This is a genomic window from Georgenia alba (assembly GCF_042665525.1).
Lineage (GTDB): Bacteria > Actinomycetota > Actinomycetes > Actinomycetales > Actinomycetaceae > Allobogoriella > Allobogoriella alba.
On sequence record NZ_JBHTCQ010000002.1, the window covers coordinates 853,027 to 877,594 of the forward strand.

A 24,568-nucleotide genomic window follows, 5' to 3' on the forward strand; every position below is an offset into this window, starting at 1 on the left:
CGAGGTGCGCTGCGCGAGGCCGCCCTGCTCGTCCTCGAGGACGGCACCGTCGTGCGCGGCAGCGCGTACGCCGGACTCGGCCGCACGGTGGGGGAGATCGTCTTCTCGACCGGCATGACCGGCTACCAGGAGACCCTCACCGACCCCTCCTACCACCGCCAGATCGTCGTGATGACGGCACCGCACGTCGGTAACACCGGCGTGAACGACGAGGACACCGAGTCCGGTCGCATCTGGGTCGCCGGGTACATCGTGCGGGACCCCGCCCGTCGCGCCTCGAGCTGGCGCTCCCAGCGCGAGCTCGAGGACGAGCTCGCCGACCAGGGCGTCGTCGGCATCTGCGACGTCGACACCCGTGCCCTCACCAGGCACCTGCGGGACCGGGGCGTCATGCGGGCCGGGATCTTCTCCGGCCCGGCGCTGCCGGCCGGGGCCGAGCACCTGACCGATCAGGCCGTCGAGGTGCTCCTGGACGTCGTGCGTGAGTCGCCCCAGATGAAGGGCGCGGACCTGGCGCGCGAGGTCACCACGCCGCAGGCCTACGTCGTGGAGCCCAGCGGCACCCACGCCGGGCAGGACCCGGTGGCGACCGTCGTCGCGATCGACCTCGGCATCAAGTCGCGCACCCCGGAGCAGCTCGCCGCCCGCGGCGTCCGGGTGCACGTGCTCCCGCAGTCCTCGACGCTCGCCGAGGTCCTCGCGCTGGAGCCCGACGGGGTCTTCTTCTCCAACGGCCCGGGCGACCCGGAGGCCGCCACCCACGAGGTCGACCTGCTGCGCGGCGTGCTGGACGCCGAGCTGCCGTTCTTCGGGATCTGCTTCGGCAACCAGCTGCTCGGCCGGGCGCTCGGCTACGGCACCTACAAGCTCGAGTTCGGGCACCGCGGCGTCAACCAGCCGGTGCTCGACAAGGCCAGCGGCCGGGTGGAGATCACCGCGCACAACCACGGCTTCGCCGTCGACGCCCCCATCGGCGAGCCGTCGGTCGCCCCCTACGACGGCGGACGGTACGGCCGCGTGGAGGTGTCCCACGTCGGCCTGAACGACCAGGTGGTCGAAGGCCTGCGCGCCCTGGACATCCCCGCCTTCTCGGTCCAGTACCACCCGGAGGCGGCCGCCGGCCCGCACGACGCGGAGCACCTCTTCGACCGTTTCGTGCGTCTCATGGGGGAGCGCGGCACGACCCCGCGCCCGACGACGCCGGGACCACAGGAGCACGACGACGAGAGCGAGGCCCGCTGATGCCGAGGCGCACCGACATCTCCAGCGTCATGGTGATCGGCTCCGGCCCGATCGTCATCGGCCAGGCGGCGGAGTTCGACTACTCCGGCACGCAGGCGGTGCGGGTCCTGCGCGAGGAGGGCATGCGCGTCATCCTCGTGAACTCGAACCCGGCGACCATCATGACCGACCCGCAGATGGCGGACGCGACCTACGTCGAGCCCATCACGCCGGAGACGGTCGCGACGATCATCGCCAAGGAGCGACCCGACGCGCTGCTGCCGACGCTCGGCGGCCAGACGGCCCTCAACACGGCGATCGCGCTGCACACCTCGGGCGTCCTCGAGGAGTACGGCGTCGAGCTGATCGGTGCCTCGATCGACGCGATCAACCTCGCTGAGGACCGGGAGGCCTTCAAGGGCGTCGTCGAGCGGTGCGGCGCCGAGAGTGCCCGCTCGGCGATCGCCCACAGCCTCCAGGAGTGCCACGCCATCGCCGACGAGCTCGGCTACCCGCTCGTGGTGCGGCCCTCGTTCACCATGGGTGGCCTCGGCTCGGGCCTGGCCTACACGCCCGAGGACCTCGACCGCATCGCGGGGGCCGGCCTGCACCACTCGCCGACCACGGAGGTCCTCCTCGAGGAGTCCATCCTCGGCTGGAAGGAGTTCGAGCTCGAGCTCATGCGCGACAAGGCGGACAACGTCGTGGTCGTCTGCTCGATCGAGAACGTCGACCCGGTCGGGGTGCACACCGGCGACTCGGTGACCGTGGCCCCGGCCCTGACCCTCACCGACCGCGAGTACCAGAAGCTGCGCGACGTGGGCATCGCGATCATCCGCGAGGTGGGCGTCGACACCGGCGGCTGCAACGTGCAGTTCGCGGTCGAGCCCACCACCGGCCGCGTCGTCGTCATCGAGATGAACCCGCGGGTCTCCCGCTCCTCGGCCCTGGCCTCGAAGGCCACCGGCTTCCCCATCGCGAAGATCGCGGCGCGTCTCGCCGTCGGCTACACCCTCGACGAGATCCCGAACGACATCACCGGCTCCACGCCGGCGAGCTTCGAGCCCACGCTGGACTACGTCGTGGTCAAGGTGCCGCGGTTCGCCTTCGAGAAGTTCCCCGCGGCCGACCCCACCCTGACCACGACGATGAAGTCGGTCGGCGAGGCGATGGCGCTCGGCCGCAACTTCACCGAGGCGCTCCAGAAGGCCATGCGGTCCATCGACAAGGGCGGCAGCACCTTCCACTGGGACACCCCCGTGCCCGACGCGGCTGCCACGGCCGAGCTGGTCGCCGGCGTGCGGACCCCGAGCGAGGGCCGGCTCGTCGACGTCCAGCAGGCGCTGCGGGGCGGCGCCGGGGTGGAGGAGCTGCATGCCGCCACCGGTATCGACCCGTGGTTCCTCGACCAGCTCGTCCTGCTCGAGGAGGTCGCCCAGGCGGTCCGGGACGCGCCGGCGCTGAGCGAGCGCGTGCTGCGCCTGGCCAAGCGGCACGGCTTCTCCGACGCGCAGATCGGCCGGCTGCGTGGCCTGGGGGAGGAGGCCGTGCGCGAGGTCCGCCACGCCTACGGCCTGCGCCCGGTCTACAAGACCGTCGACACCTGCGCCGCCGAGTTCGCCGCTCGGACGCCGTACCACTACTCGGCCTACGACTCCGAGACGGAGGTGCGTCCCCGCGAGAGGGAGGCGGTGATCATCCTCGGCTCGGGCCCGAACCGCATCGGGCAGGGCATCGAGTTCGACTACTCGTGTGTGCACGCCACGCTCGCCCTCGCCGACCGCTACGAGACCGTCATGGTCAACTGCAACCCGGAGACGGTCTCGACCGACTACGACATCTCCGACCGGCTCTACTTCGAGCCGCTCACCTTCGAGGACGTCCTCGAGGTCTACCACGCCGAGGCCGCCGCGGGTCCCGTGGCCGGCGTCGTCGTGCAGCTCGGCGGTCAGACCCCGCTGTCGCTCGCCCAGCGGCTCGCCGACGCCGGGGTCCCCATCCTCGGTACCAGCCCGGAGTCCATCGACCTCGCCGAGGACCGCGGCGCCTTCGGCACCGTGCTGCGCCAGGCCGGCCTGCCGGCCCCCGCCTACGGCACCGCCACGTCGCCCGAGGAGGCGTTGCGCGTCGCGGACTCCATCGGCTACCCGGTCCTGGTGCGGCCCAGCTACGTGCTCGGCGGGCGCGGCATGGAGATCGTGTACGACGAGCCCGGGCTGCGGGACTACCTCGCGCGCACCGCCGCCTCGGCCGGGACCGCGGGAGACGCCGTCCACCGCGCAGCCCCACTGCTCATCGATCGGTTCCTCGACGACGCCATCGAGATCGACGTCGACGCCCTGTACGACGGGACCGAGCTGTTCCTCGGGGGCGTCATGGAGCACATCGAGGAGGCCGGGATCCATTCCGGTGACTCGGCGTGCGTCCTTCCGCCCGTCACCCTCTCCGAGGCGGAGATCGCACGGATCCGCCGCTCCACCGAGGCTATCGCCGCCGGTGTCGGGGTCCGTGGCCTGCTCAACGTGCAGTTCGCCCTGGTCTCGGACGTGCTGCACGTCATCGAGGCCAACCCCCGCGCGTCCCGTACCGTGCCGTTCGTCGCGAAGGCCACCGGTGTGCCGCTCGCCCGCGCGGCCGCCCGCGTCATGGCCGGCGAGTCGATCGCCGAGTTGCGGGCCGCGGGTGTGCTCCCGGACCAGGACGGCGGCGTCGTCGACCTCGCCGACCCGCTGGCGGTCAAGGAGGCCGTGCTGCCGTTCAAGCGGTTCGCCACCCCTGCCGGTTCGATCGTCGACAGCCTGCTCGGACCCGAGATGCGCTCCACCGGCGAGGTCATGGGCTTCGACAGGGACTTCCCGACGGCGTTCGCGAAGTCCCAGTCCGCGGCCTACGGCGGGCTGCCCACGGCGGGTCGGGTCTTCGTGTCGGTCGCCGACCGGGACAAGCGCTCCATCGTCTTCCCGGTCACCCGGCTGGTCGAGCTCGGCTTCGAGATCCTCGCCACCCGCGGCACCGCCGCCGTGCTGCGACGGTACGGCATCGGCGCCACCGTGGTCCGCAAGGCGAGCGAGGGACGCGGGCCGGCCGGCGAGCCGACCATCATCGACCTCATCCGCGACGGCCACGTCGACATGGTGGTCAACACGCCCAACGGGCAGGGCGCCCGGGCCGACGGCTACGAGATCCGGGCCGCGACGACCGCCGCCGACCGGCCGATCGTCACCACCGCCGCAGAGTTCGGCGCCGCCGTGCAGGCCGTGGAGGCGCTGCGCTCCCGGCAGTTCGACGTGCGGAGCCTGCAGGACCACGACGCGGACCGTGCCGCCCGCCGTGCCGGCGACGGCGGCCGGCACGGGGACGACCTCGCGGCGACCGCCGAGGTGGGTGTCGGATGAGCCCGTTCGGCGACCGCCTCGCAGGCGCGATGGCCGAGCACGGACCTGTGTGCGTGGGCATCGACCCGCACCCGGGGCTCCTCTCGGCGTGGGGCCTGGGCGACGACGCCGACGGCCTCCGGACGATGGGCCTGACGGTGGTCGAGCGGCTCGCGGGCCGAGTCGCCGCGTTCAAGCCGCAGTCCGCGCTCTTCGAGCGGCACGGGTCGGCGGGCGTCGCGGCCCTCGAGGACGTCCTCGCCGCCGCCCGTCGGGCGGGCACCCTCACGGTGCTCGACGTCAAGCGCGGCGACATCGGCTCCACCATGGACGGCTACGCAGAGGCCTACCTCGCCGACGACGCCCCGCTGCGGGCCGACGCGGTCACGCTCAGCCCCTACCTGGGCTTCGAGTCGCTGCGACCGGCACTGGACCTCGCACGCAGGACCGGTCGAGGCGTCTTCGTGCTGGCACTGACCTCCAACGCGGAGGCCGCGGGCGTTCAGCACGCCAGGCACGACGGCGTCCCGGTCGCACGCGCCGTGGCCGCCGCCGCCGCCGCCGAGAACGCCCGGGCGCACGACGCCGGGGAGTGGCGGCGGATGGGCTCGGTCGGGCTCGTCGTCGGCGCGACGGTCGGGTCGGCGCCGCAGCGGCTCGGCCTCGGACTCGACGCGGTCCGGGGCCCGGTGCTGGCTCCCGGGGTCGGCGCGCAGGGCGCGGGTGCCGCCGAGCTGGCCCGGACGTTCGGCGCGGCCCGCGCCCAGGTGCTCGCGAGCTCCTCCCGGGAGGTCCTGCGCGCCGGCCCGGACGGGCTGGTGGACGCCGCCGCGAGCCTCGCCCGGACGGCCCGGACGGCCCTCGCACCACCGCGAACGCCCGAGGGACCGTTGCCGTAGCGAGGGCTGACGACTACCGTCCTGCCCACGCAGACCCGTGACCTGACGAGGTGACCGACGTGCCCCTCCCGCCGTTGACCCCCGAGCAACGCTCCGACGCCCTGGCCAAGGCCGCCGCGGCGCGAGCGACTCGTGCCGAGGTGAAGAACAAGCTCAAGTACTCCCAGGTCTCCCTCTCGGAGGTCCTCCAGGCGGCCAAGAGCGACGAAGCTCTCGGGAAGCTCAAGGTTGTCTCGCTGCTCGAGTCCCTCCCGGGCGTCGGCAAGGCCACGGCCCGCGCGGTGATGGCCGAGATCGGCATCTCCGAGGCGCGCCGCGTCCGAGGGCTCGGACCACACCAGAGCTCGGCCCTCGTCGAGCGCTACGGGTGAGGGCGGCGCCAGACCCCCGCGTGGCTCGAGCCGTCGCCACGGCCTGGCAGGATGGCGGGATGACGCGCGCGGCCCCCGACCCTCACCAGGTCCCGGACCGCCCGCACGCCCGTCTCACGGTGCTGTCCGGCCCGACGGCCGTCGGCAAGGGCACCGTCATGGCGGAGATGCGCCGCCGGGCCCCCGACGTGTGGATCTCGGTCAGCGCCACCACACGCCCGCCGCGGCCGGGTGAGGTCGACGGGATGCACTACTTCTTCCTCACCCCCGAGCGGTTCGACGAGCTCGCCGGCTCCGGCCAGATGCTCGAGTGGGCGGTCGTGCACGGACGGCACCGGTACGGCACCCTGCGCGCCCCCGTCGAGCGTGAGCTCGCGGCCGGGCGGCCGGTCTTCCTGGAGCTCGACCTGCAGGGCGCCCGGCAGGTGCGCGCCGCCATGCCGGACGCTCAGTTCGTCTTCCTGGCGCCCCCGTCGTGGGAGGAGCTGGTGCGCCGGCTGACCGGACGCGGGACCGAGGGCCCGCAGGAGCGGGAACGGCGGCTGGAGACGGCCCGCGGCGAGCTGGCGGCCGCGGACGAGTTCGACCACGTCGTCGTCAATGACGACGTGGCACGCGCCACGGACGAGGTCCTGCGTCTCATGGGCGTCCCCGCGCACGTGAACGAGTAGACTGGCGCACTGCACGTGCGTGGGTGCCGCCGCACCTGCACCACCCGAACCGCGAGAAGGTCAACTGTGTACGGAACCGTCGCCGCCCCCGAGGGCATCACCGACCCGCCGATCGACGAGCTGCTGGAGAAGGTCGACTCGAAGTACGCGCTCGTCATCTACTCGGCCAAGCGCGCGCGCCAGATCAACACCTACAACGCGCAGCTGCAGGAGGGCCTCCTGGAGTTCGTCGGCCCTCTCGTCCCGGCCGCGCAGGAGGACAAGCCGCTCTCGATCGCCATGCGCGAGATCAACGAGAGCATGCTGACGGTCACCCGGATCGAAGACTGACCCGGATGTGACGTGAGCTCTCGGATGCGTCACGTCGTCCTGGGCGTCACCGGCGGGATCGCCGCGTACAAGGCCGCCTACCTGCTGCGCCTCCTGCGGGAGGCCGGGCACGGCGTGCGCGTGGTGCCGACGGAGGCGGCCCTGCGGTTCGTCGGCCGCCCCACCTGGGAGGCGCTGTCCGGGCAACCCGTGCGCACCGACGTCTTCACCGGCGCCGACGGCGTCGACCACGTGGCCCTCGGCCGCCGCGCCGAGCTCCTCGTCGTCGCCCCGGCGACGGCGAACCTCCTCGCCAAGGCAGCAGCCGGGATCGCCGACGACCTGCTGACCACCACGCTCCTGACGGTGCGCTGCCCGGTGCTGCTCGCGCCGGCCATGCACACCGAGATGTGGCAGCACCCCGCCACCCAGGCCAACGTCGCCACGCTCCGCGGCCGGGGCGTGCGCGTCCTCGACCCAGACGACGGTCGCCTGACGGGAGCCGACTCGGGCCCCGGCCGGCTGCCCGAGCCGGAGGCGATCATGGCCGCGGCGCTCGAGCTGCTCCGCGGTGCACACGCCGCGGACGGGCGCACCGCGGACCTCGCCGGCCGGCACGTGGTGATCTCCGCCGGCGGTACCCGTGAGCCGTTGGATCCCGTCCGGTTCCTCGGCAACCGGTCCTCCGGACGGCAGGGGATCGCTCTGGCCACCGCCGCCGCCCGTCGCGGCGCCCGGGTCACGCTGGTGGCCGCCAACGTCGAGGACGCCCTCCTCCCGGACGACCCGGCCGTGGCCGTCCGGCGGGTCGAGACCGCCCTGGAGCTCCGCGACGCCGTGCGCGCGGCGGCCGCGGAGGCCGACGCCGTCGTCATGGCCGCCGCCGTCGCAGACTTCCGGCCCGCCACCACGACCACGCACAAGATCAAGAAGGCGGTTGGCGGCGACGCGGACCCGGAGCCGATCCGGCTCGCCACCAACCCGGACATCCTCGCCGAGCTCGCGGCCGACCGTCCGCGGACCGGGCAGGTGGTCGTGGGCTTCGCCGCCGAGACCGGGGACGGCGACGCCGACGCCCTGGAGCACGGACGGGCGAAGGCACGGCGCAAGGGCGCCGACCTGCTCGCCGTGAACCAGGTGGGCGAGGACCGCGGCTTCGGCGATGTCCCGAACGAGGTGACCGTGCTGGACGCCGCGGGTGAGGTGGTCGCCCGGGCCGGCGGCTCGAAGACCGAGGTGGCCGACGCCCTGTGGACGCTGGTGGCGGAGCAGCTGGTGGCGGCATCTACGATCGACCGGTGACCAACGCGCTGCGGCAGTTCACCTCGGAGTCCGTCACCGAGGGCCATCCGGACAAGGTGTGCGACCGGATCTCCGACGCCATCCTCGACGCGATGCTCGCGCAGGACCCGGCCGCGCGGGTCGCGGTCGAGACCATGGTCACCACCGGCCTGGTGCACGTGGCCGGCGAGGTCACCACCGAGGCCTACGTCGAGATCCCGCAGATCGTGCGGGAGCAGGTCCGTCGCATCGGCTACACCTCCTCCGCGATCGGCTTCGACGGGTCCTCCTGCGGGGTGGAGATCTCCATCGGGCAGCAGTCGCCGGACATCGCCGGCGGGGTCAACTCCTCGGAGGAGAAGCGCACCGGCACCGACTACCACGACCCGCTGGACGACCAGGGCGCCGGCGACCAGGGCCTCATGTTCGGCTACGCCTGCGCCGACACCCCGCAGCTGATGCCGTTGCCGATCTTCCTCGCCCACCGGCTCGCCGAGCGGCTCGCCACGGTTCGCAAGGACGGCGGCGTCGCCGGGCTGCGTCCGGACGGCAAGACCCAGGTGACGATCGGGTACGACGGCGAGCAGGCCGTCACGCTGGACACGGTCGTCGTCTCCACGCAGCACGACGAGTGGGTGCGCCAGGACATGCTCGCGCACGCCGTGCGGCAGGAGGTCGTGATGCCGGTCCTGCAGGCCGCCGACCTCGACCTGCGCACCACCGACCTGCGTCTGCTGGTCAACCCGACCGGCAAGTTCGTCGTCGGCGGCCCGATGGGCGACGCCGGCCTGACGGGCCGGAAGGTCATCGTCGACACCTACGGCGGGATGGCTCGCCACGGCGGCGGCGCCTTCTCCGGCAAGGACCCGTCGAAGGTCGACCGGTCCGGCGCGTACGCGATGCGCTGGGTCGCGAAGAACGTGGTCGCTGCCGGGCTGGCGCGCCGCTGCGAGGTCCAGGTGGCGTATGCGATCGGGCGCGCGCACCCGGTGGGCCTCTTCGTGGAGACCTTCGGCACCGAGGAGGTCCCGCCGCAGCGCATCGCGGCCGCCGTGCGGGAGGTCTTCGACCTGCGCCCCGCCGCGATCGTGCGAGACCTCGACCTCATCCGCCCCATCTACGCGCAGACCTCGGCGTACGGCCACTTCGGTCGCGAGCTGGCGGACTTCACCTGGGAACGCACCGACCGGGTCGAGGACCTGCGCGCCGCGGTGGGCTGATCGCCCATGACCGGCGACCCCGCTCAGCGGCCCGAGCAGGGCACCCTGCTGGACCTGCCCGACGTCGCCGCCGGCGCCCGGCGGGTCGACGGACGCGGCGTCACCGACCCGGTGGCCCGGGTCGTGGTCGACTCGCCCCTGCCGCACCTGGACCGACCCTTCGACTATCTCGTTCCGCCCGAGCACGACGCGAACGCGGTGCCGGGTGCTCGGGTGCACGTGCGCTTCGCCGGCCAGGACCGGCAGGCCTTCGTGCTGGAGCGCCGGGCCGACACCGAGCACACCGGCACGCTCACCCCGGTCCGGCGCGCCAGCTCGGCCGTCCCGGTCCTCACCCCCGAGGTGCGGCGGCTGTGCCGGGCCGTCGCGGACCGGTACGCCGGGACGCTGATGGACGTGGTCCGGCTCGCGGTGCCGCCGCGCCACGCCACTACCGAGAAGTCCGTCCTCGAGCGCCACGACGAGTCCGCAACCCCGGCCGCCGTGGAGGCGCCCGAGCCCGGCCCGTGGGAGCCGTACACGGGCGGCCCGGCGTTCCTGCGCCACCTCGCCGCCGGGGAGCGCCCCCGGGCGGTCTGGACCACCCTGCCCGGGCCGACCGGACCGGCCGTGGCCACCGCCGTCCAGGCCACCGTCGCGTCCGGCCGCGGCGCCCTGGTGGTCGTGCCGACCACGCGCCACGTCGACGACGTCGTCGCCGCGCTGGGCGAGGCCCTCCCGGAGGAGCCCGTCGCCCGGCTCGTCGCCGACGACGGTCCGGCGCGCCGCTACCGGAGCTTCCTGCGCGTGCTGCTGGGAGAGGTGCGGGTGGTGGTCGGGACCCGTGCCGCCGCGTTCGCGCCGGTGCGTGACCTCGGCCTTGCCGTCGTGCTGGACGACGGCGACGACCGGCTCGAGGAGCCGCACGCGCCGTACCCGCACACCCGTCAGGTCCTCGTGCTGCGCGCCGAGCTCAGCGGCTCCGCGCTGCTGGTCGGCGGCTACGCCCGATCCGTGGAGGCCCAGCTGCTCGTCGAGCAGGGGTGGGCACGTCCTGTCCAGGCGCCCCGCGCCGTCGTGCGGGAGACGGCGCCGCGGGTGGTCGCTCCCTCCGAGACGGACCTGGCCCGTGAGGGGGCAGCGGCGGCGGCCCGGGTCCCGCGCCCGGCCTGGGAGCTGGCCCGGGACGCGCTCGGTCGGGGTCCGGTGCTGGTCCAGGTCGCGCGCGCCGGTTACCTGCCCGCGGTCGCCTGTGCCCGGTGCCGCGAGCCCGCCCGGTGCGCCGCGTGCCACGGACCGCTCCGGCTGGAGGGCGCCCGCTCCGCCCCGACGTGCGGCTGGTGCGGCCGGCCCGCGGCCGACTGGCGCTGCCCCGAGTGCGACGGCACCCGGCTGCGGTGGGTCCGGGTCGGGTCCGACCGCACGGCGGAGGAGCTCGGACGCGCGTTCCCGTCGGTGCCCGTGGTCGTCTCCGGCGCGCGCGCCAGCCACGGCGTGGTCGAGACGGTCGACGGCACGCCCCGGCTCGTCGTGGCCACACCCGGTGCCGAGCCGGCGGCCGAGGGCGGATACGCGGCGGCGCTGATCCTGGATGCGTCCGCCACCACCGGGCGGCCAGAGCTGTGGGCCGCTGCGGAGGCGCTGCGCCGCTGGTTCGGTGCCGCGGCGCTCGTGCGGTCGGCGCGCGACGGCGGGACCGTCATGCTGCTCGGCCAGCCCGCGCCCGTGCCTGCCCAGGCACTCGTCCGCTGGGACCCGGCAGGGTTCGCCGAGCGGGAGCTCGCCGAACGGGCCGGCCTCGCCTTCCCGCCCGCGGTCCGCCTCGCGGCCCTGCAGGGTCCCCGGTCCGCCGTGCGGTCCCTGCTGGGGCACCTCGGTCACGTGCCGGGCCTGGAGGTTCTCGGACCGGTCGAGACGGAGGAGGAGCAGGTGCGTGCGCTCGTCCGCACCGAGCGTGCCAACGGGCCGGAGCTGACCCGGGCCCTCACCCGGGCCGCCGCGGTGCGCAGCGCCCGCAAGGAGCCCGGCGCCGTCCGCGTCCGCGTCGACCCGACCGACCTGTGGTGAGGACGTATCGTGACCGCGTGACATCAGGCGGATACGACACCGTGGTCCTGGACCTCGGCAACGTGCTCGTCGGCTGGGACCCCGCGCGCGCCCTCACGGAGGAGATGACGCCCCAGGAGTGGGAGCGGTTCGCCGAGGCAGCCGACTTCCGGTCCCTCAACCTCGCCGCCGACGCAGGCATGCCGATCGCGGACGTGGCCGCCCGGGCCGCCGCCCTCGATCCCGCGCACGGACGGACCCTGTCCCGCTACTTCGCGAACTTCGCCGCCACCCTCACCGGGCCCGTCCCGGGAACCACCGCCGTCGTGGAGGAGCTCGCGGCCGCCGGGATCCGCCTGCTGGGGCTGACGAACTGGTCGGCCGAGACCTTTCACCATGCCGCCGGCGCGGCTCCGGTGATCGATCTCCTGGAGGGCGTCGTGGTCTCCGGCCGGGAGGGCGTGGCCAAGCCCGACCCCGCCGTCTTCCGCATCGTCCTCGAGCGGTACGGCGTCGAGGCGTCGCGGGCCGTGTTCGTGGACGACTCACCCGCCAACGTCGCCGGCGCGGAGGCCGTGGGTCTGACCGCACTGCGGTTCACCGACGCCGCGACGTTGCGTGCGGACCTGCACGGGCTCGGGCTGCTCGGGCCCGGGCTGCACGGGCGCACCTCCTAGACTCGGCAGCCATGCGTCTGCTCTTCGCCGGCACCCCCGAGGTGGCGCTCCCCAGCCTGCGTGCCCTCCTCGACTCCGACCACGAGGTCGTCGGCGTCCTCACCCGCCCCGACGCCCGCCGCGGCCGCGGCCGGTCGCTGCACCCGAGCCCGGTCGCGGAGCTCGCCCGTGCCGAAGGGCTGGAGGTCCTCACCCCGCACAGCCTGCGCGAGGAGGAGGTCGCCGCCCGCATCGCGCAGCTCGCGCCCGACGCCGCGCTCGTCGTCGCCTACGGCGGTCTCGTGCCGCCGGCCCTGCTCGACGTCCCGACGCACGGGTGGCTGAACCTGCACTTCTCGCTCCTGCCGGCCTGGCGCGGTGCCGCCCCCGTGCAACGCGCCCTCATCGCCGGCGACGACGTCACCGGCGCCAGCGTCTTCCGGCTCGAGGCGGGCCTGGACACCGGACCGGTGCTCGGGGCCCTGACCGAGACCGTACGGGCCCGGGACACGGCCGGCGACCTGCTCGGCCGGCTCGCCGTCTCGGGCGCGGCGCTCCTGCTGTCCGTTGTCGACGGCCTGGCGGCCGGCACCGCCCGGGCCCGGCCACAGCCGACCGAGGGGGTGAGCCTCGCCCCGAAGCTCGAGGCGGCCGAGGCCCGGGTGCGGTGGGCCGAACCCGCGCTCGCCATCGACCGGCTGGTGCGGGGGTGCACGCCTGCCCCCGGGGCGTGGACCACCCTGCCGGACGGCACCCGCGTCAAGCTGGGGCCCGTCGATCCCCGCCCCGACGTCACCGACCTCTCGCCCGGTGAGGTCCGGGCGGAGCGGCGGGCCGTCCTCGTCGGCACCGGGTCGCACGCCGTCGCGCTCGATCAGGTGGCCCCGGCCGGGCGGTCGTGGATGGCTGCGGACGCCTGGGCCCGGGGGGCGCGGCTCGAGCCCGGCACCGTGCTCGGCGGCGCCCCCGGAGAGGGCGGACGTCCGTGACACATCGCGACGGCGGAGGTGAGCGCGGCGCACGCCGGGGACCCGCACGGCAGGCCGGCAGGGGACAGGGCAGCCGGCGACAGGGCGGCCGGGGACAGGGTCCACGGCGGCACCGTCCCGATCCGGCGCGGCTCGCCGCCTACGAGGTGCTACGCCGGGTGGCGGAGTCCGACGCCTACGCGAACCTCGTGCTGCCCGGCCTGCTCCGGGAGCGCGGCATCTCCGGCCGGGACGCCGCGTTCGCGACCGAGCTGACGTACGGCACGCTGCGCCTGCGCGCGCGGTACGACGCCGTGCTCAGCACCTGCACCCGCGACCGGCCGCTGGGCTCGCTCGATCCCGAGGTGCTGGACCTGCTCCGGCTCGGCGCCCACCAGCTCCTCGGGATGCGCGTGCCGAGCCACGCGGCCGTCTCCGAGACCGTGGCGCTGACCCGTGAGGTGGTCGGTCCCGCGCCCACCGGGATGGTCAACGCCGTGCTGCGAACCGTGGGCGAGACCGGCCCCGACGCGTGGCTCGAACGGCTCGGGGCCGAGGCAGACCCGGACGGCACCGACCTGGTGGCACGGCTCTCCGTGCTCGAGTCCCACCCGGACTGGATCACCCGGGCGCTGCGGCAGAGCCTGCTCACGGAGGGGGTGGAAGAACCCGACCGGGACCTGACCGAGCTGCTCCGCGCACACAACCTCTCGCCCCGCGTGGCGCTCGTCGCGCGGCCGGGCCTGGTCGAGCTGGACGAGCTCGCGGCGCAGTGCCGACGGCTGGCGGACCAGGAGCCGGAGCGCGGCCGGTTCTCGCCCTACGCCCTTGTGCCGGGTGCGGGTGATCCCGGGCGGCTACCCGCCGTGCGGCGCGCCGCGGCGGGTGTGCAGGACGAAGGGTCCCAGCTCGTCGCCCTCGCCGTCGCCGGCGCCCCGGTGGAGGGCACGGACCAGCAGTGGCTGGACCTGTGCGCCGGGCCGGGTGGCAAGGCGGCACTCCTCGGCGCCCTCGCCCGGGAACGCGGCGCCGGGCTGCTGGCCAACGAGGTCGCGCCGCACCGCGCCGAGCTGGTGCGGGGGTCGACGGCCGCGGTCGCGGACTCCGTCGAGATCCGGGTCGGCGACGGCCGCGACCTGGGCCGCGAGATGCCGGAGCGGTTCGACCGGGTGCTCGTGGACGCGCCGTGCACCGGCCTCGGCGCGCTGCGTCGCCGGCCCGAGGCCCGGTGGCGCCGCTCGCCCGGCGACCTGGGCACGCTCGGACGCCTGCAGCGTGAGCTGCTCGCCGCCGCCGTCGAGGCGACCCGGCCCGGGGGAGTGGTCGGGTACGTCACGTGCTCCCCGCACGTGGCGGAGACGCGCCTCGTGGTGGAGGACACCCTGCGCCGCGGCGACACAGAGCTGCTGGACGCCGCGGCGGTCCTCACCGAGATCAGCCGGTCCGACCCCGGCCTGCAGGGCCCGTACGCCCAGCTCTGGCCGCACCGGCACGGCACCGACGCGATGTTCCTGGCGCTGCTCCGGCGCCGGTAGCGGCCGGGTCGCTATGTTGGCCGGGTGGGCATCGTCATCTCGCCGAGCATCCTGAACTCCGACTTCGCCGACCTGCGGGGTGAGCTGGCGAAGATCTCGGGCGCCGACTACGTGCACGTGGATGTCATGGACAACCACTTCGTCCCGAACCTCACCCTCGGCCTGCCGGTGGTCTCCGCCATCCTGGAGGCCTCCCCGGTGCCCGTGGACGCGCACCTCATGATCGAGGAGCCGGACCGGTGGGCGCCCGCGTACGCCGAGGCCGGGTGCGCGTCGGTCACGGTGCACGCCGAGGCCGCCACCGCTCCGGTGCGCCTCGCCCGGGAGCTGCGCGCCCTCGGCGCTCGCGCCGGCCTGGCGCTGCGTCCGGCAAGCCCCGTGGAGCCCTACCTCGACCTGCTGCCGGAGTTCGACATGATCCTCGTGATGACGGTCGAGCCCGGGTTCGGTGGACAGTCCTTCATCGACGGCACGCTGCCGAAGATCACCCGGGCCCGAGACGCGATCGAGGCGGCCGGGCTGGACCTCTGGGTGCAGGTCGACGGCGGGATCTCGCGGGAGACGATCGGCCGTGCCGCCGAGGCCGGTGCCGATGTGTTCGTCGCCGGCTCGGCCGTCTACAAGGCCGACGACGCCGCGGCCGAGGTCGCGCAGCTGCGGCGGCTGGCCGAGGCGGCACACCGGCACTGAGCTCCGGCGCCGCGGCGCAGGGAGGACGATCGACCATGACGCTGGCGCTCGGCATCGACGTCGGGACGACCAACACCAAGGCCGCGCTCGTGGCGGTCGACGGCGCCGGCGTCGAGGAGCTCGCCGTGACGGCCCGTCCGACACCCGACGACGCCCCGGGCCTCCTGGCGACCGTGGACAGCGTCGCCGGCGAAGTGCTCCGCGCCACCGACGATCCGCCGCAGGTGGTCGGGGTGGCGTCCATGGCCGAGACGGGTGTCGCCCTCGACGCCGCCGACCGCCCGGTGACCGAGCTGCTCCGGTGGGACGCCCACCGGGCGACGGAGCAGGCGCGGCGCCTCGCGGACCGCGTGGGTGCCGACCGGCTCTTCGCCGGTACCGGGGTGCGGCCCAGCGGCAAGGCCCCCCTGGCGACGTGGGCGTGGCTGCGCGACCGCGACGTCGCCTTCCGACGGTGGGCCGGTGCCGCGGACCTCGTCGTCCTGGCGCTGACGGGCCGGCTCGTCACCGACCACACCCTCGCCGGCCGCACGATGGCCTACCGGACGGACGGCCCTCCCTCGGCGTCGTTCGACGGCGCGCTGCTCGACATCGTCGGTCTCCGGCCGGCGCAGCTCCCCGCCGTCGCGCCGCCGGAGGGGGTGGCGGGGCACGCCAGCACCCACGCGGCGCGACGCTCCGGACTCGACGGCCTGGCCGCACGTCTGCCGGACGGCACCCCGGTCGTCGTCGCCGGGCACGACCACTCGGTGGGCTCGTGGGCGGCGGGCGCGCGGGGAACGGGCGCACGCGCCTGCTCGGTCGGCACCGCCGAGGCCGCCTTCACCATCCTGTCCGCCGCGCCGGATACCGGCCCGGTCGCGGCCGCGGGGATGAGCCGGGTGCGCACCGCCGACGGGCGACACCACGCGCTCCTGGCCGGAAGCCCGAGCGCGGGCAGCATGCTCGGGTGGCTCGAGGAGCACATCGACGGACCGGTCGAGGACGCCCTGGCCGCGGCGGCCCAGGAGCTGCGGGCACACCCGGGCCCGCCGGCTGCCGTGGTCCTGCCGTACCGAGCCGGCCGGCAGGCGCCGCGCCCGGACCCGGCGGCGACCGTGCGCGTGCTGCGGCACGGCGCCGCTGCGGCGGAGGCCCGTGACCTGGACGCCGCGGCGCTGGCCCGGGCGGTCCTGGACGGTCTCGCCCTGCAGGCCCGGTGGATGCTCACGGAGCAGGCCCGGCTCGGTGACACCGAGCCCGGCGCCCTCACGCTCCTCGGGAGCGTGCTCGACCTGCCCGGTGTGATCGAGTCGCGTCGGCTGGCGCTCACGGGTCCGCTGCGCCACATCACCGCGCGGGAGCCCGTCGCCACCGGTGCCGGTCTGCTCGCCGCGGCCCGAGCCGGGCTCCTCGGGCCGCCCCAGGACGCGCTGCGCGACGCCCCACGCCTGCCCGCGACCGACCTGCCGGCCCGTCCCGACCGGTACGGCGACGCCCTGGAGGCGTTCGTCCGCGCCGCCACCGAAGGAGCCCGATGAGTCCGACCAGCATCCCCGCCACGCTCGAGGACATCGCCCGGCCGTCCGGCGGTCTCGCCATGGTCGCGATGGACCAGCGCGAGAGCCTCCGTCACATGTTCGACCTGGCCGGTGCCGGCCGTCCCGGCGACCAGGTGCTCGTCGACTTCAAGGTCGCCGTCGCCGAGCAGCTCGGGCCGCTGGCCTCCGGGTTCCTCATCGACCGTCACTACGGCTTCGGCGAGGTCCGCGCCGTCCTGCCCCGGGCCACCGGGCTGGTCCTGGCCGTCGACGCCCTCGCGCAGGAGCCCGGCGGACCCGTGGAGGACACCGACCTGGACCAGGCCGCCCTGGCGATGGACCTTGCCGGGGTCTCCGCGCTGAAGCTCCTCCTGATCTGGCGGCGCGACGCGCGTCGCGCGGACCGCGTCGAGCTGGCCAGGCGGTTTATCGAGCTGGCCCGGGCTCGCGGCCTGCTGTCCGTCCTCGAGCCCGTGGTACGGCCCGCGCCGGACGAGCATGACTTCGACGCGGAGGCCGCCATCCGTGAGGCGGCGCGCGAGCTGTCCCCGCTCGGCCCGAGCCTGTACAAGGTGCAGGTGCCGCGGGCAGGGGAGGGGTCCGACCGCGAGCTGCAGGCCGCGTGCGACGCCCTCGCCGGCGACATCACCGGGCCGTGGGTCGTCCTCTCCCAGGGGGTGCAGCGGGAGAACTTCCTGCGCGCGGTGACCGCGGCCTGTCGCGCCGGTGGCAGCGGCTTCCTGGCCGGGCGCGCCCTGTGGAGCGACGTCGTCGGGACGCGGGACGTCGTCCGCCGGCTGCGCGTGACCTCCCGACCCCGGCTGGAGCGTCTCGCCGAGGTCGTCGATCGCGAGGCACGCCCCTGGACCCAGGTCTGACCCTCGGCCTGCGCCCGTTCGACAGGACAGCGGCACCACGCGGTGGGACCGTTTCTGTTGACGGGTCCATGACGATGTGGGTACGTTGCCACACGGCAACGATGCCGCGTTGCTTCGGACCTTCCATCCCGGCGAAGACGCCACGACGAAGGCGGAGATCGACCATGAGGACAGCTCTACGATGCGGCACGGCGCTCGCGCTCACGGCGACCCTCGCGCTGGCCGCGTGCGCCCGCGGGCAGCAGGAACCCGCGGGGGGTGACGGCGGTGACGGCGGCGAGCAGACCAGCTTCGATCCCGAGGCCGAGCTGAGCGGTGACATCCAGATCATGGGCTTCGGCCTCAACGACGAGATCGCCGAGGTGCGGTACGACTCCGCGCAGCGGGTCATGCCCGAGGTCGACTTCTCCCTCGTCGAGGGCGACCTGGACATCCAGCAGTTCCTGTCCGCCGTGGCCGCCGGCGACGCGCCGGACCTCATCTACGCCAACCGGGACCAGATCGGCACCTTCGCCTCCCGCGGCGCGATCATCCCGCTGGATGAGTGCATCGAGGGCGAGGGGATCGACACCTCCGTCTTCCGGGAGTCGGCGCTGGACCAGATCACCTTCAACGACCAGGTCTGGGGAATCCCGGAGTTCAACCAGGTCCAGATCACCATGGCGAACAGCGACCTGCTCGACCAGGCCGGCCTCAGCGTCGAGGACGTCAACGGGTCCGACTGGGCCGCCGTCGAGGACGCGGCCGGGCAGCTGCTCGCCCGCGAGGGCGGGGATCTGCAGGTCATCGGGTACGACAGCAAGCTCCCCGAGTTCCTGCCGCTCTGGGCGATGTCGAACGGGGTCTCGTTGCTCTCCGAGGACGGCCGGACGGCCAACCTCGACGACCCGGCCGTGGTGGAGGCGCTCGAGTTCGCCGTCGGGATCTACGACGCGCAGGGCGGCTTCTCCGCCGTCAAAGCCTACCGCGACTCCGCGGACTTCTTCGGCGAGGGCAACCAGTTCGCCACCGGGGTCCTCGGTGCGATGCCCATGGAGCAGTGGTACGTCAACGTGCTCAACGACGTCTCGCCCGACGCGCCGCTGGCCTTCGACACCTTCCGCGACCAGGACGGCGAGCCGATGGCGTTCGCGTCGGGCTCCGCGTGGGCCGTCCCGGCCGGCACTGACACCGCGCCCGTCGCCTGCCGGTTCATGCGGCACATGACCGCCACCGACACGTGGCTCGAGGCCGCCCAGGAGCGCCACGACATGCGGGCGGAGTCCGGGCAGCTGTTCACCGGCCTGCTGACGGGCAACTCCGAGGCCGACGACATGATCCGCGAGCAGCTCGTGCCCGACGACGCGCCCGAACCGTGGGCCTCGGCGATCGACGCCATGTACGAGGGCAACGACCACACGTTCTCCTTCCCGGCCAACCCCGCCGACGCCGAGTTCAAGACGGCGTGGCAGGACGCCGTCAACCGCGTCCTCAACGGGCAGGCCGAGCCCCAGGAGTCGCTCGAGCAGGGGCAGGAGGAGGCGCAGGCCGCGCTGGACGAGGCCTGGGCCGAGTGGGACCAGCAGGGCTGACGTTGGCCGCGACGACGCACGAGGCGCGCTCCGGGAGGCGCGCGGGACGGTCCGCCGCGACGGCCGCACCGCGGCCGGGTCAACGTGCCAGCCGACGCCGGAACCTGCTGTGGGTCGCGCTGTTCCTGAGTCCCTGGCTCATCGGCTTCCTCGTCTTCACGGCCTGGCCGGTGATGTACAGCGGGTACCTGTCCTTCACGGACTACGACGTGCTCACCGACCCGGAGTGGGTCGGCCTCGAGAACTACGAGCGGATGCTCGCAGACCCGGACGTCAGGCTGTCGCTGTGGAACACGTTCTACTTCACGGCGATCCAGGTGCCGCTGCAGGTCGTCGTCGCGCTCGCGCTCGCCCTGCTGCTCAACCAGGCGGGCCGCGCGGCCGGGTTCTTCCGCACCGCGTTCTTCCTGCCGAAGATGACCCCGCCGGTGGCGGTCGGGATCCTCCTGCTCCTGCTCTTCAACGGTCAGGACGGCCTCATCAACCAGGTGCTCGGATGGTTCGGCATCGAGGGCCCGGCCTGGACCACCGACCCGGCCTGGGTCAAGCCCGGCCTCATCCTCATGAGCCTGTGGTCCGTGGGGTCCTCGGTCATCATCCTGCTGGCGGCACTGCGCAACGTCCCCAGCGAGCTGTACGAGTCAGCGCGGGTGGACGGCGCGAGCTTCTTCCAGCGGACCGTCACCATCACGGTGCCGATGATCAGCGGCCCGATCTTCTTCATCTTCGTCGTCAACTCGATCGCCGGGTTCCAGACGTTCACCGAGTCCTACACCGCCTTCTTCGGCTCGGGGAACACCACCTACAGCAACGATGCGGCACTCTTCTTCGCGATCTACCTGTTCCGGCAGGCCTTCGAGTTCCTCGAGATGGGCTACGCCTCGGCGCTGGCCTGGCTGATGTTCGTCATCATCCTGATCGTCACGCTGATCCAGCTGCGCGTCTCCAGACGGTTCGTCTACTACGAGGGGGAGCAGCGGTGAGCGCCTCGGCCACGTCCCTGACGGACCTCGCACGGGCCGCCAGCGTCCGGGACGCCGGCGGGATGCCGCCGCAGAACCGCAGGCGCCTCTCGGTGGGTCGGGTTCTGGTGCTGCTCGCCCTGGTGGCCTGCACGATCGTCTTCATCTACCCGTTCGTGTGGCTCATCTCGGCCTCGCTCAAGCCGCGTGGCGAGGTGTTCGACAACCGGCTCGTGCCGGAGACGTTCACGCTGCAGAACTACGTGGACGTCTGGTACGAGGCGCCGATGGCGCTGTGGCTGTTCAACACCCTGCTGGTGACGGTGCTGGCCGCGGTGACGGTGACGATCTCCAGCGCGATGGTCGCGTGGGGCTTCGCCTACTTCCGCTTTCCCGGGCGAGGGTTGCTGTTCGGCCTGGTGCTCGCCACGATGATGCTGCCCGGCGCGGTGACCATGATCCCCACCTTCCTCATCTGGGACGCGCTCGGGCAGGTCGGCACCCTGACGCCGCTGTGGGCGCAGAACCTCTTCGGCTCCGCGTTCTACATCTTCCTGCTGCGGCAGTTCTTCCTCGGTCTGCCGCGCGACCCGTTCGAGGCGGCCCGCATCGACGGCGCCAGCAACTGGGGGATCTTCTGGCGCATCGCCATGCCGCTGACCAAGCCCGCGATCGTGGTGACGCTGCTGTTCGAGTTCCAGGCAGCCTGGACGGACCTCATGCGCCCGCTGATCTACCTGCGCGACTCCAGCACCTTCACCATCCCCCGTGGCCTGAAGTCCCTGCTGGACCAGTACGGCTTCGGTGGCAACTGGCACTGGGAGATCATCGTCACCGCCTCGGTGATCACCACGATCCCGATGATCGTCCTGTTCTTCCTCGGCCAGCGGCACTTCATCGAGGGCATCGCGACCACCGGGTCCAAGGGCTGAGCCGAGTCTCACGGGCCGCCACCCGCCGCCGAACGGACGAGAACGCCATGGAGCATGCGACGAGCCCGACCGCGACCGTCGAGGTCACCGAACGGGCGGGAGCCGTGCGGGTGCAGGCCGCCGACTACCAGCTCGAGGTCCGAGCCGACCCGCCGCGCGCGGTGCTCGCCGACCGTGCCGGTCGGATCTGGTCCCACCTCAGCCTGCTGGCGACCCTGGACCGCACGGACGTGCCGGACGACGCCTACGGCGTCGGCGCACCGGACGTGAGACGAGACCCGGACGGCACGGTCGAGGTGAGCCTCACGACGGCGACCACGGCCTGGCAGGCGAAACGCACCAGCCTTCGCTGCACGCCGCAGGAGGTGACCGTCGAGGCGACGGTCACCGGCCGCGGCACCCTCGGGACGGTCTGCGTGCTCGGTGGCCGGGGCTCGCTCGCCTCCGGCGCATGCGGCCCGTTCTGGTCCTCGATCGAGCACGCCTCCGTCTTCAGCCCGGCACCCAGCGAACCGGTCCAGGTGGTCCGCCCGGCACGCTCCGCCGTCGTGCTGGGGGCGCTCGGCGACGCCTCTCCGGGACGGCTCCACGCCGTCTTCTCACCGCCGCCGCTGTGCCTCGCGCTCGGCCGGGAGCCGGCACTTGACGCCACCGGCGTGCCGGCGGGGGAGTGGCTCGGACTCTGGGTGCGGGCCGCCGTCGAGGAGCTGACCTTCACGTCGCTGCGCTACGACACGGTCGACGGGGGGTTCCGGATCCTGCTGGACTACGACGGCCACACCCGGGTCGAGGACCGGTTCACGACGCCGACCCTGGTGCTGCGGCCGGCGGCCTCGCCGCACGAGGCGATCGAACGGTACCGGGCGGACCTGGTCGCCCGTGGCCTGGCGCCGCCCGGACCGGGCGAACCGGCCGCGCGGTGGTGGGAGGAGCCGATCTTCTGCGGCTGGGGCGCCCAGTGCGCGCTCGCCCCGTTGCCGGGCGCACCTTCCAGCCACCCGTACCATCTCGACGAGCTGGCGCCCGCCACCGTCCCCGACGGCGTCCCCACCGGGCCGGACATGGCGCGCCAGGACGTCTACGACGACCTGCTCGCACGCCTCGAGGAGCACGGCGTGGTGCCGGGAACGATCGTCCTGGACGACCGGTGGCAGGAGGCCTACGGCACCGCGGGACCGGACCCGGGCCGGTGGCCCGACCTACGGGCCTGGGTGGCGTCCCGGCACGCCCGCGGCCAACGGGTGCTGCTGTGGTGGAAGGCCTGGGACGCCGCCGGCCTGCCGCCCGAGGAATGCCTCCTGGATGCCGCCGGTACACCCGTCGCGGTCGATCCCGGCAGCCCCGCCTACCGTGCCCGGCTGCGGATCACCCTCGCGCAGCTGCTCGGCCCGGACGGGATCGACGCAGACGGCCTGAAGATCGACTTCACCCAACGCTCGCCCGCCGGTCCGTCGCTGCACCCCGGGCACCCCGGCTCCCGGGCGCCGTGGGGGATCGCAGGGCTCCACACCCTGCTGCGGACGATCTACCGTGCCGCCAAGGCCGCCAAGCCGGACGCGCTCGTCATCACGCACACCCCGCACCCGTCGTTCGCGGACGTGTGCGACATGGTCCGCACCAACGACGTCCTCGAGCGCGACCCCGCCGCGGCGCCCGTCCCGGTCGCCGACCAGCTGCGCGCCCGCGTCGCCGTGGTCCGGGCCGCGCTGCCCGGCCACCTCGTGGACACCGACCAGTGGCCGATGCCGGACCGCGCCGCCTGGCAGTCCTACGTCCGCGCCCAGGCCGACCTCGGCGTCCCCGCGCTGTACTACGTGGACCGGATGGACCGCTCAGGCGAGCCGCTGACCCCCGGGGACCTCGCGCTCGTGGCCACGTCCTGGCGCCGCTACCGGGAGACCCGATGACGTCGGGCGGCTACGACGTCATCGTCTACGGCGCCACCTCGGCCGGCGTCTGCGCGGCCGTCGCCGCGGCGGGCACCGGAGCCACGGTGGCCCTCGCCGAGCCGCGTCGCCACGTGGGGGGCATGACGTCCGGCGGGCTGGGCTACACCGACCTCGGCGACCTCCGGGTGCTGGGCGGGCTCGCCGCCCGTTTCCGGCAGGACGTCGCAGACCACTACGGCGTCACGCCCGGGACGTATGCCGGGCCCGAGCCGGGCGTCGCGGAGGCCGTCTTCCGTCGTTGGCTGGAGGAGGCCGCCGTCGATCTGCTCCTGGAGCACCGGGTGACCGGCGCCGAGGTGGTGGACGGGGTGATCCGGTCCGTCCGGTTCACCGCGGGCACGCTCACCGGCGCGGTGCTGGTCGACGCCAGCTACGAGGGAGACCTCCTCGCGGCCGCCGGGGTTCCGTTCGCCGTCGGCCGCGAAGGCAGGTCACGCCACGGCGAGCCGCTGGCGGGCCGGCAGGAGATGCTGCCCGGCCGGCACGCGATGCCGCCGTGGATCTCACCGTTCGCCGACGACCCGCCGCCCGGCGTCGAGGGCACGCTGCTGCCGCAGCTGCGTCCCGGGCCGCCCGCCGCCGTCGGCGACGGCGACGGCGGTGTCATGGCCTACGGCTACCGGGTCTGCCTGACCACCGCACCGGACCGGATCCCCGTCGAGCGTCGCGCCGGCTACGACGACGGCTACTTCGAGCTCGCCCGGCGGCTGTTCCACCGGTGGGAGCGTGACCGGTTCGAGGTGACGGCCGGCTGGATGATCGGGCTGGAGCCCAACCTCCCGCACGGCAAGTGCGACGCGAACTCGCTGGGGCCGCTGTCGCTCAACGTCCTGGACGGGACCTCCTGGGAGTACCCGACGGCCGGCCACGCGCGCCGTGCGGAGATCCGGCGGCACCATCGCGACCACACCACGGACTTCCTGTGGTTCCTCACCAATGACCCGGCCGTGCCGGCCAGGGTGCGGCGGGAGATGTCCCGATGGGGTCTGCCGCCCGAGGAGTTCCCCGACACCGGGCACCTGCCGCACCAGCTCTACGTCCGGGAGGCCCGCCGCATGATCGGCGATCGCACCCTCACCGAGGCGGACCTGCGGCGCCCGCGTCGCGAGCCGGACGTGGTGGCCATGGGGTCGTACAACATCGACGTCCGGGAGGTGCAGCGCACGTGGCGGTGGGTGTACGAGTTCGACGGCCCGCGGCCCATGGTCTTCAACGAGGGCTACCTCTCGGTGCCGGTCCCGCCGTACCCGATCCCGTACCGGTGCCTCGTGCCTCGCCGCGAGGACTGCCGGAACCTCCTGGTCCCGGTCTGCCTGTCGGCCTCCCACATCGCCTTCGCCTCCGTGCGGATGGAGGTCCAGTACCAGATGCTCGGCCATGCCGCCGGGCTCGCGGCGGCCTCGGCCGCTCGGGCGGGGGAGGACGTGCAGGACGTGGACGTGCCTGCGCTGCAGGAGCAGCTGCGCGCGGCGGGTCAGGTCCTCGAGCTCGGAGTGGGGCGGCGGTGAGGTGCCCGGGCGCGGAGGCTTGGACCGG

At 74.0% G+C, this 24,568-nt stretch carries 20 protein-coding genes; all 20 read left to right on the forward strand.

The genetic code is table 11. The features are described 5' to 3' along the window. The first annotated feature begins 9 nt into the window (after positions 1-9). The 20 genes from carA to ACFQQL_RS13860 all read left to right on the forward strand — a co-directional run bounded on the left by carA (position 10) and on the right by ACFQQL_RS13860 (position 24,540). A complete protein-coding gene (gene carA, locus ACFQQL_RS13765; RefSeq protein WP_382395400.1) occupies positions 10-1,242 on the forward strand; it encodes a glutamine-hydrolyzing carbamoyl-phosphate synthase small subunit in 1,233 nt (410 codons plus the stop codon). Beyond that, positions 1,242-4,616 (forward strand): carbamoyl-phosphate synthase large subunit, encoded by a 3,375-nt coding sequence (gene carB / locus ACFQQL_RS13770; RefSeq protein ID WP_382395294.1) that lies wholly within the window; start codon positions 1,242-1,244, stop codon positions 4,614-4,616. The genes carA and carB overlap by 1 nt, the downstream gene beginning before the upstream one ends. Further along, on the forward strand, positions 4,613-5,494 hold the full coding sequence (pyrF, locus tag ACFQQL_RS13775; protein WP_382395296.1) for an orotidine-5'-phosphate decarboxylase: 882 nt from the start codon (positions 4,613-4,615) through the stop codon (positions 5,492-5,494). The genes carB and pyrF overlap by 4 nt, the downstream gene beginning before the upstream one ends. Before the next feature lie 59 nt (positions 5,495-5,553). Continuing rightward, a complete protein-coding gene (gene mihF / locus ACFQQL_RS13780) occupies positions 5,554-5,865 on the forward strand; it encodes an integration host factor, actinobacterial type (RefSeq protein WP_382395402.1) in 312 nt (103 codons plus the stop codon). A 59-nt stretch (positions 5,866-5,924) separates the two neighbouring features. After that, on the forward strand, positions 5,925-6,536 hold the full coding sequence (gene gmk, locus ACFQQL_RS13785; protein WP_382395298.1) for a guanylate kinase: 612 nt from the start codon (positions 5,925-5,927) through the stop codon (positions 6,534-6,536). Positions 6,537-6,602: 66 nt separating this feature from the next. Then, complete coding sequence (gene rpoZ, locus ACFQQL_RS13790; protein ID WP_382395300.1) at positions 6,603-6,866, forward strand: DNA-directed RNA polymerase subunit omega; 264 nt, start codon at positions 6,603-6,605, stop codon at positions 6,864-6,866. 24 nt (positions 6,867-6,890) lie between these two features. Further along, entirely contained in the window at positions 6,891-8,147 is a 1,257-nt protein-coding gene (coaBC, locus tag ACFQQL_RS13795) for a bifunctional phosphopantothenoylcysteine decarboxylase/phosphopantothenate--cysteine ligase CoaBC (RefSeq protein ID WP_382395302.1), read from the forward strand. Next, a complete protein-coding gene (metK, locus tag ACFQQL_RS13800) occupies positions 8,144-9,346 on the forward strand; it encodes a methionine adenosyltransferase (RefSeq protein ID WP_382395304.1) in 1,203 nt (400 codons plus the stop codon). The genes coaBC and metK overlap by 4 nt, the downstream gene beginning before the upstream one ends. Before the next feature lie 6 nt (positions 9,347-9,352). Further along, positions 9,353-11,392, forward strand: a complete 2,040-nt coding sequence (locus tag ACFQQL_RS13805; RefSeq protein ID WP_382395306.1) for a primosomal protein N' — start codon at positions 9,353-9,355, stop codon at positions 11,390-11,392. A gap of 17 nt (positions 11,393-11,409) precedes the next feature. Continuing rightward, complete coding sequence (locus ACFQQL_RS13810) at positions 11,410-12,048, forward strand: HAD family hydrolase (RefSeq protein WP_382395308.1); 639 nt, start codon at positions 11,410-11,412, stop codon at positions 12,046-12,048. Positions 12,049-12,059: 11 nt separating this feature from the next. Further along, positions 12,060-13,016: a methionyl-tRNA formyltransferase gene (fmt, locus tag ACFQQL_RS13815; protein ID WP_382395310.1), complete on the forward strand. Its 957-nt coding sequence runs from the start codon at positions 12,060-12,062 to the stop codon at positions 13,014-13,016. Beyond that, a complete protein-coding gene (locus ACFQQL_RS13820; RefSeq protein ID WP_465254046.1) occupies positions 13,013-14,530 on the forward strand; it encodes an RsmB/NOP family class I SAM-dependent RNA methyltransferase in 1,518 nt (505 codons plus the stop codon). Before fmt ends, ACFQQL_RS13820 begins: the two co-directional genes overlap by 4 nt. Positions 14,531-14,554: 24 nt before the next feature. Continuing rightward, positions 14,555-15,220 (forward strand): ribulose-phosphate 3-epimerase, encoded by a 666-nt coding sequence (gene rpe / locus ACFQQL_RS13825; protein ID WP_382395314.1) that lies wholly within the window; start codon positions 14,555-14,557, stop codon positions 15,218-15,220. Between the two features lie 35 nt (positions 15,221-15,255). Next, positions 15,256-16,740, forward strand: coding sequence for an FGGY family carbohydrate kinase (locus tag ACFQQL_RS13830; RefSeq protein WP_382395316.1), 1,485 nt, complete (start codon positions 15,256-15,258; stop codon positions 16,738-16,740). Next, positions 16,737-17,618 (forward strand): hypothetical protein, encoded by an 882-nt coding sequence (locus ACFQQL_RS13835; protein WP_382395318.1) that lies wholly within the window; start codon positions 16,737-16,739, stop codon positions 17,616-17,618. Before ACFQQL_RS13830 ends, ACFQQL_RS13835 begins: the two co-directional genes overlap by 4 nt. Before the next feature lie 164 nt (positions 17,619-17,782). After that, positions 17,783-19,189 carry an extracellular solute-binding protein gene (locus tag ACFQQL_RS13840; protein WP_382395320.1) on the forward strand — a complete coding sequence of 469 codons (1,407 nt, stop codon included), beginning with the start codon at positions 17,783-17,785 and terminating at the stop codon, positions 19,187-19,189. Beyond that, positions 19,186-20,172 (forward strand): carbohydrate ABC transporter permease, encoded by a 987-nt coding sequence (locus tag ACFQQL_RS13845; protein ID WP_382395404.1) that lies wholly within the window; start codon positions 19,186-19,188, stop codon positions 20,170-20,172. Before ACFQQL_RS13840 ends, ACFQQL_RS13845 begins: the two co-directional genes overlap by 4 nt. Before the next feature lie 62 nt (positions 20,173-20,234). After that, positions 20,235-21,083 (forward strand): carbohydrate ABC transporter permease, encoded by an 849-nt coding sequence (locus ACFQQL_RS13850; protein ID WP_382395406.1) that lies wholly within the window; start codon positions 20,235-20,237, stop codon positions 21,081-21,083. A 47-nt stretch (positions 21,084-21,130) separates the two neighbouring features. Continuing rightward, positions 21,131-22,990, forward strand: a complete 1,860-nt coding sequence (locus ACFQQL_RS13855; RefSeq protein WP_382395322.1) for an alpha-galactosidase — start codon at positions 21,131-21,133, stop codon at positions 22,988-22,990. Further along, the gene (locus tag ACFQQL_RS13860; protein WP_382395324.1) at positions 22,987-24,540 is read left to right on the forward strand and encodes an FAD-dependent oxidoreductase; all 1,554 of its coding nucleotides are present in this window, start codon (positions 22,987-22,989) and stop codon (positions 24,538-24,540) included. The genes ACFQQL_RS13855 and ACFQQL_RS13860 overlap by 4 nt, the downstream gene beginning before the upstream one ends. Positions 24,541-24,568: the final 28 nt, after the last annotated feature.

Bases quoted from the DNA above. Each gene is read 5' to 3' on its own strand.
- carB (WP_382395294.1), top strand. From the start codon at position 1,242: ATGCCGAGGCGCACCGACATCTCCAGCGTCATGGTGATCGGCTCCGGC.
- pyrF (WP_382395296.1), top strand. From the start codon at position 4,613: ATGAGCCCGTTCGGCGACCGCCTCGCAGGCGCGATGGCCGAGCACGGA.
- gmk (WP_382395298.1), top strand. From the start codon at position 5,925: ATGACGCGCGCGGCCCCCGACCCTCACCAGGTCCCGGACCGCCCGCAC.
- coaBC (WP_382395302.1), top strand. From the start codon at position 6,891: ATGCGTCACGTCGTCCTGGGCGTCACCGGCGGGATCGCCGCGTACAAG.
- ACFQQL_RS13805 (WP_382395306.1), top strand. From the start codon at position 9,353: ATGACCGGCGACCCCGCTCAGCGGCCCGAGCAGGGCACCCTGCTGGAC.
- fmt (WP_382395310.1), top strand. From the start codon at position 12,060: ATGCGTCTGCTCTTCGCCGGCACCCCCGAGGTGGCGCTCCCCAGCCTG.
- ACFQQL_RS13830 (WP_382395316.1), top strand. From the start codon at position 15,256: ATGACGCTGGCGCTCGGCATCGACGTCGGGACGACCAACACCAAGGCC.
- ACFQQL_RS13835 (WP_382395318.1), top strand. From the start codon at position 16,737: ATGAGTCCGACCAGCATCCCCGCCACGCTCGAGGACATCGCCCGGCCG.
- ACFQQL_RS13840 (WP_382395320.1), top strand. From the start codon at position 17,783: ATGAGGACAGCTCTACGATGCGGCACGGCGCTCGCGCTCACGGCGACC.
- ACFQQL_RS13850 (WP_382395406.1), top strand. From the start codon at position 20,235: ATGCCGCCGCAGAACCGCAGGCGCCTCTCGGTGGGTCGGGTTCTGGTG.
- ACFQQL_RS13855 (WP_382395322.1), top strand. From the start codon at position 21,131: ATGGAGCATGCGACGAGCCCGACCGCGACCGTCGAGGTCACCGAACGG.
- ACFQQL_RS13860 (WP_382395324.1), top strand. From the start codon at position 22,987: ATGACGTCGGGCGGCTACGACGTCATCGTCTACGGCGCCACCTCGGCC.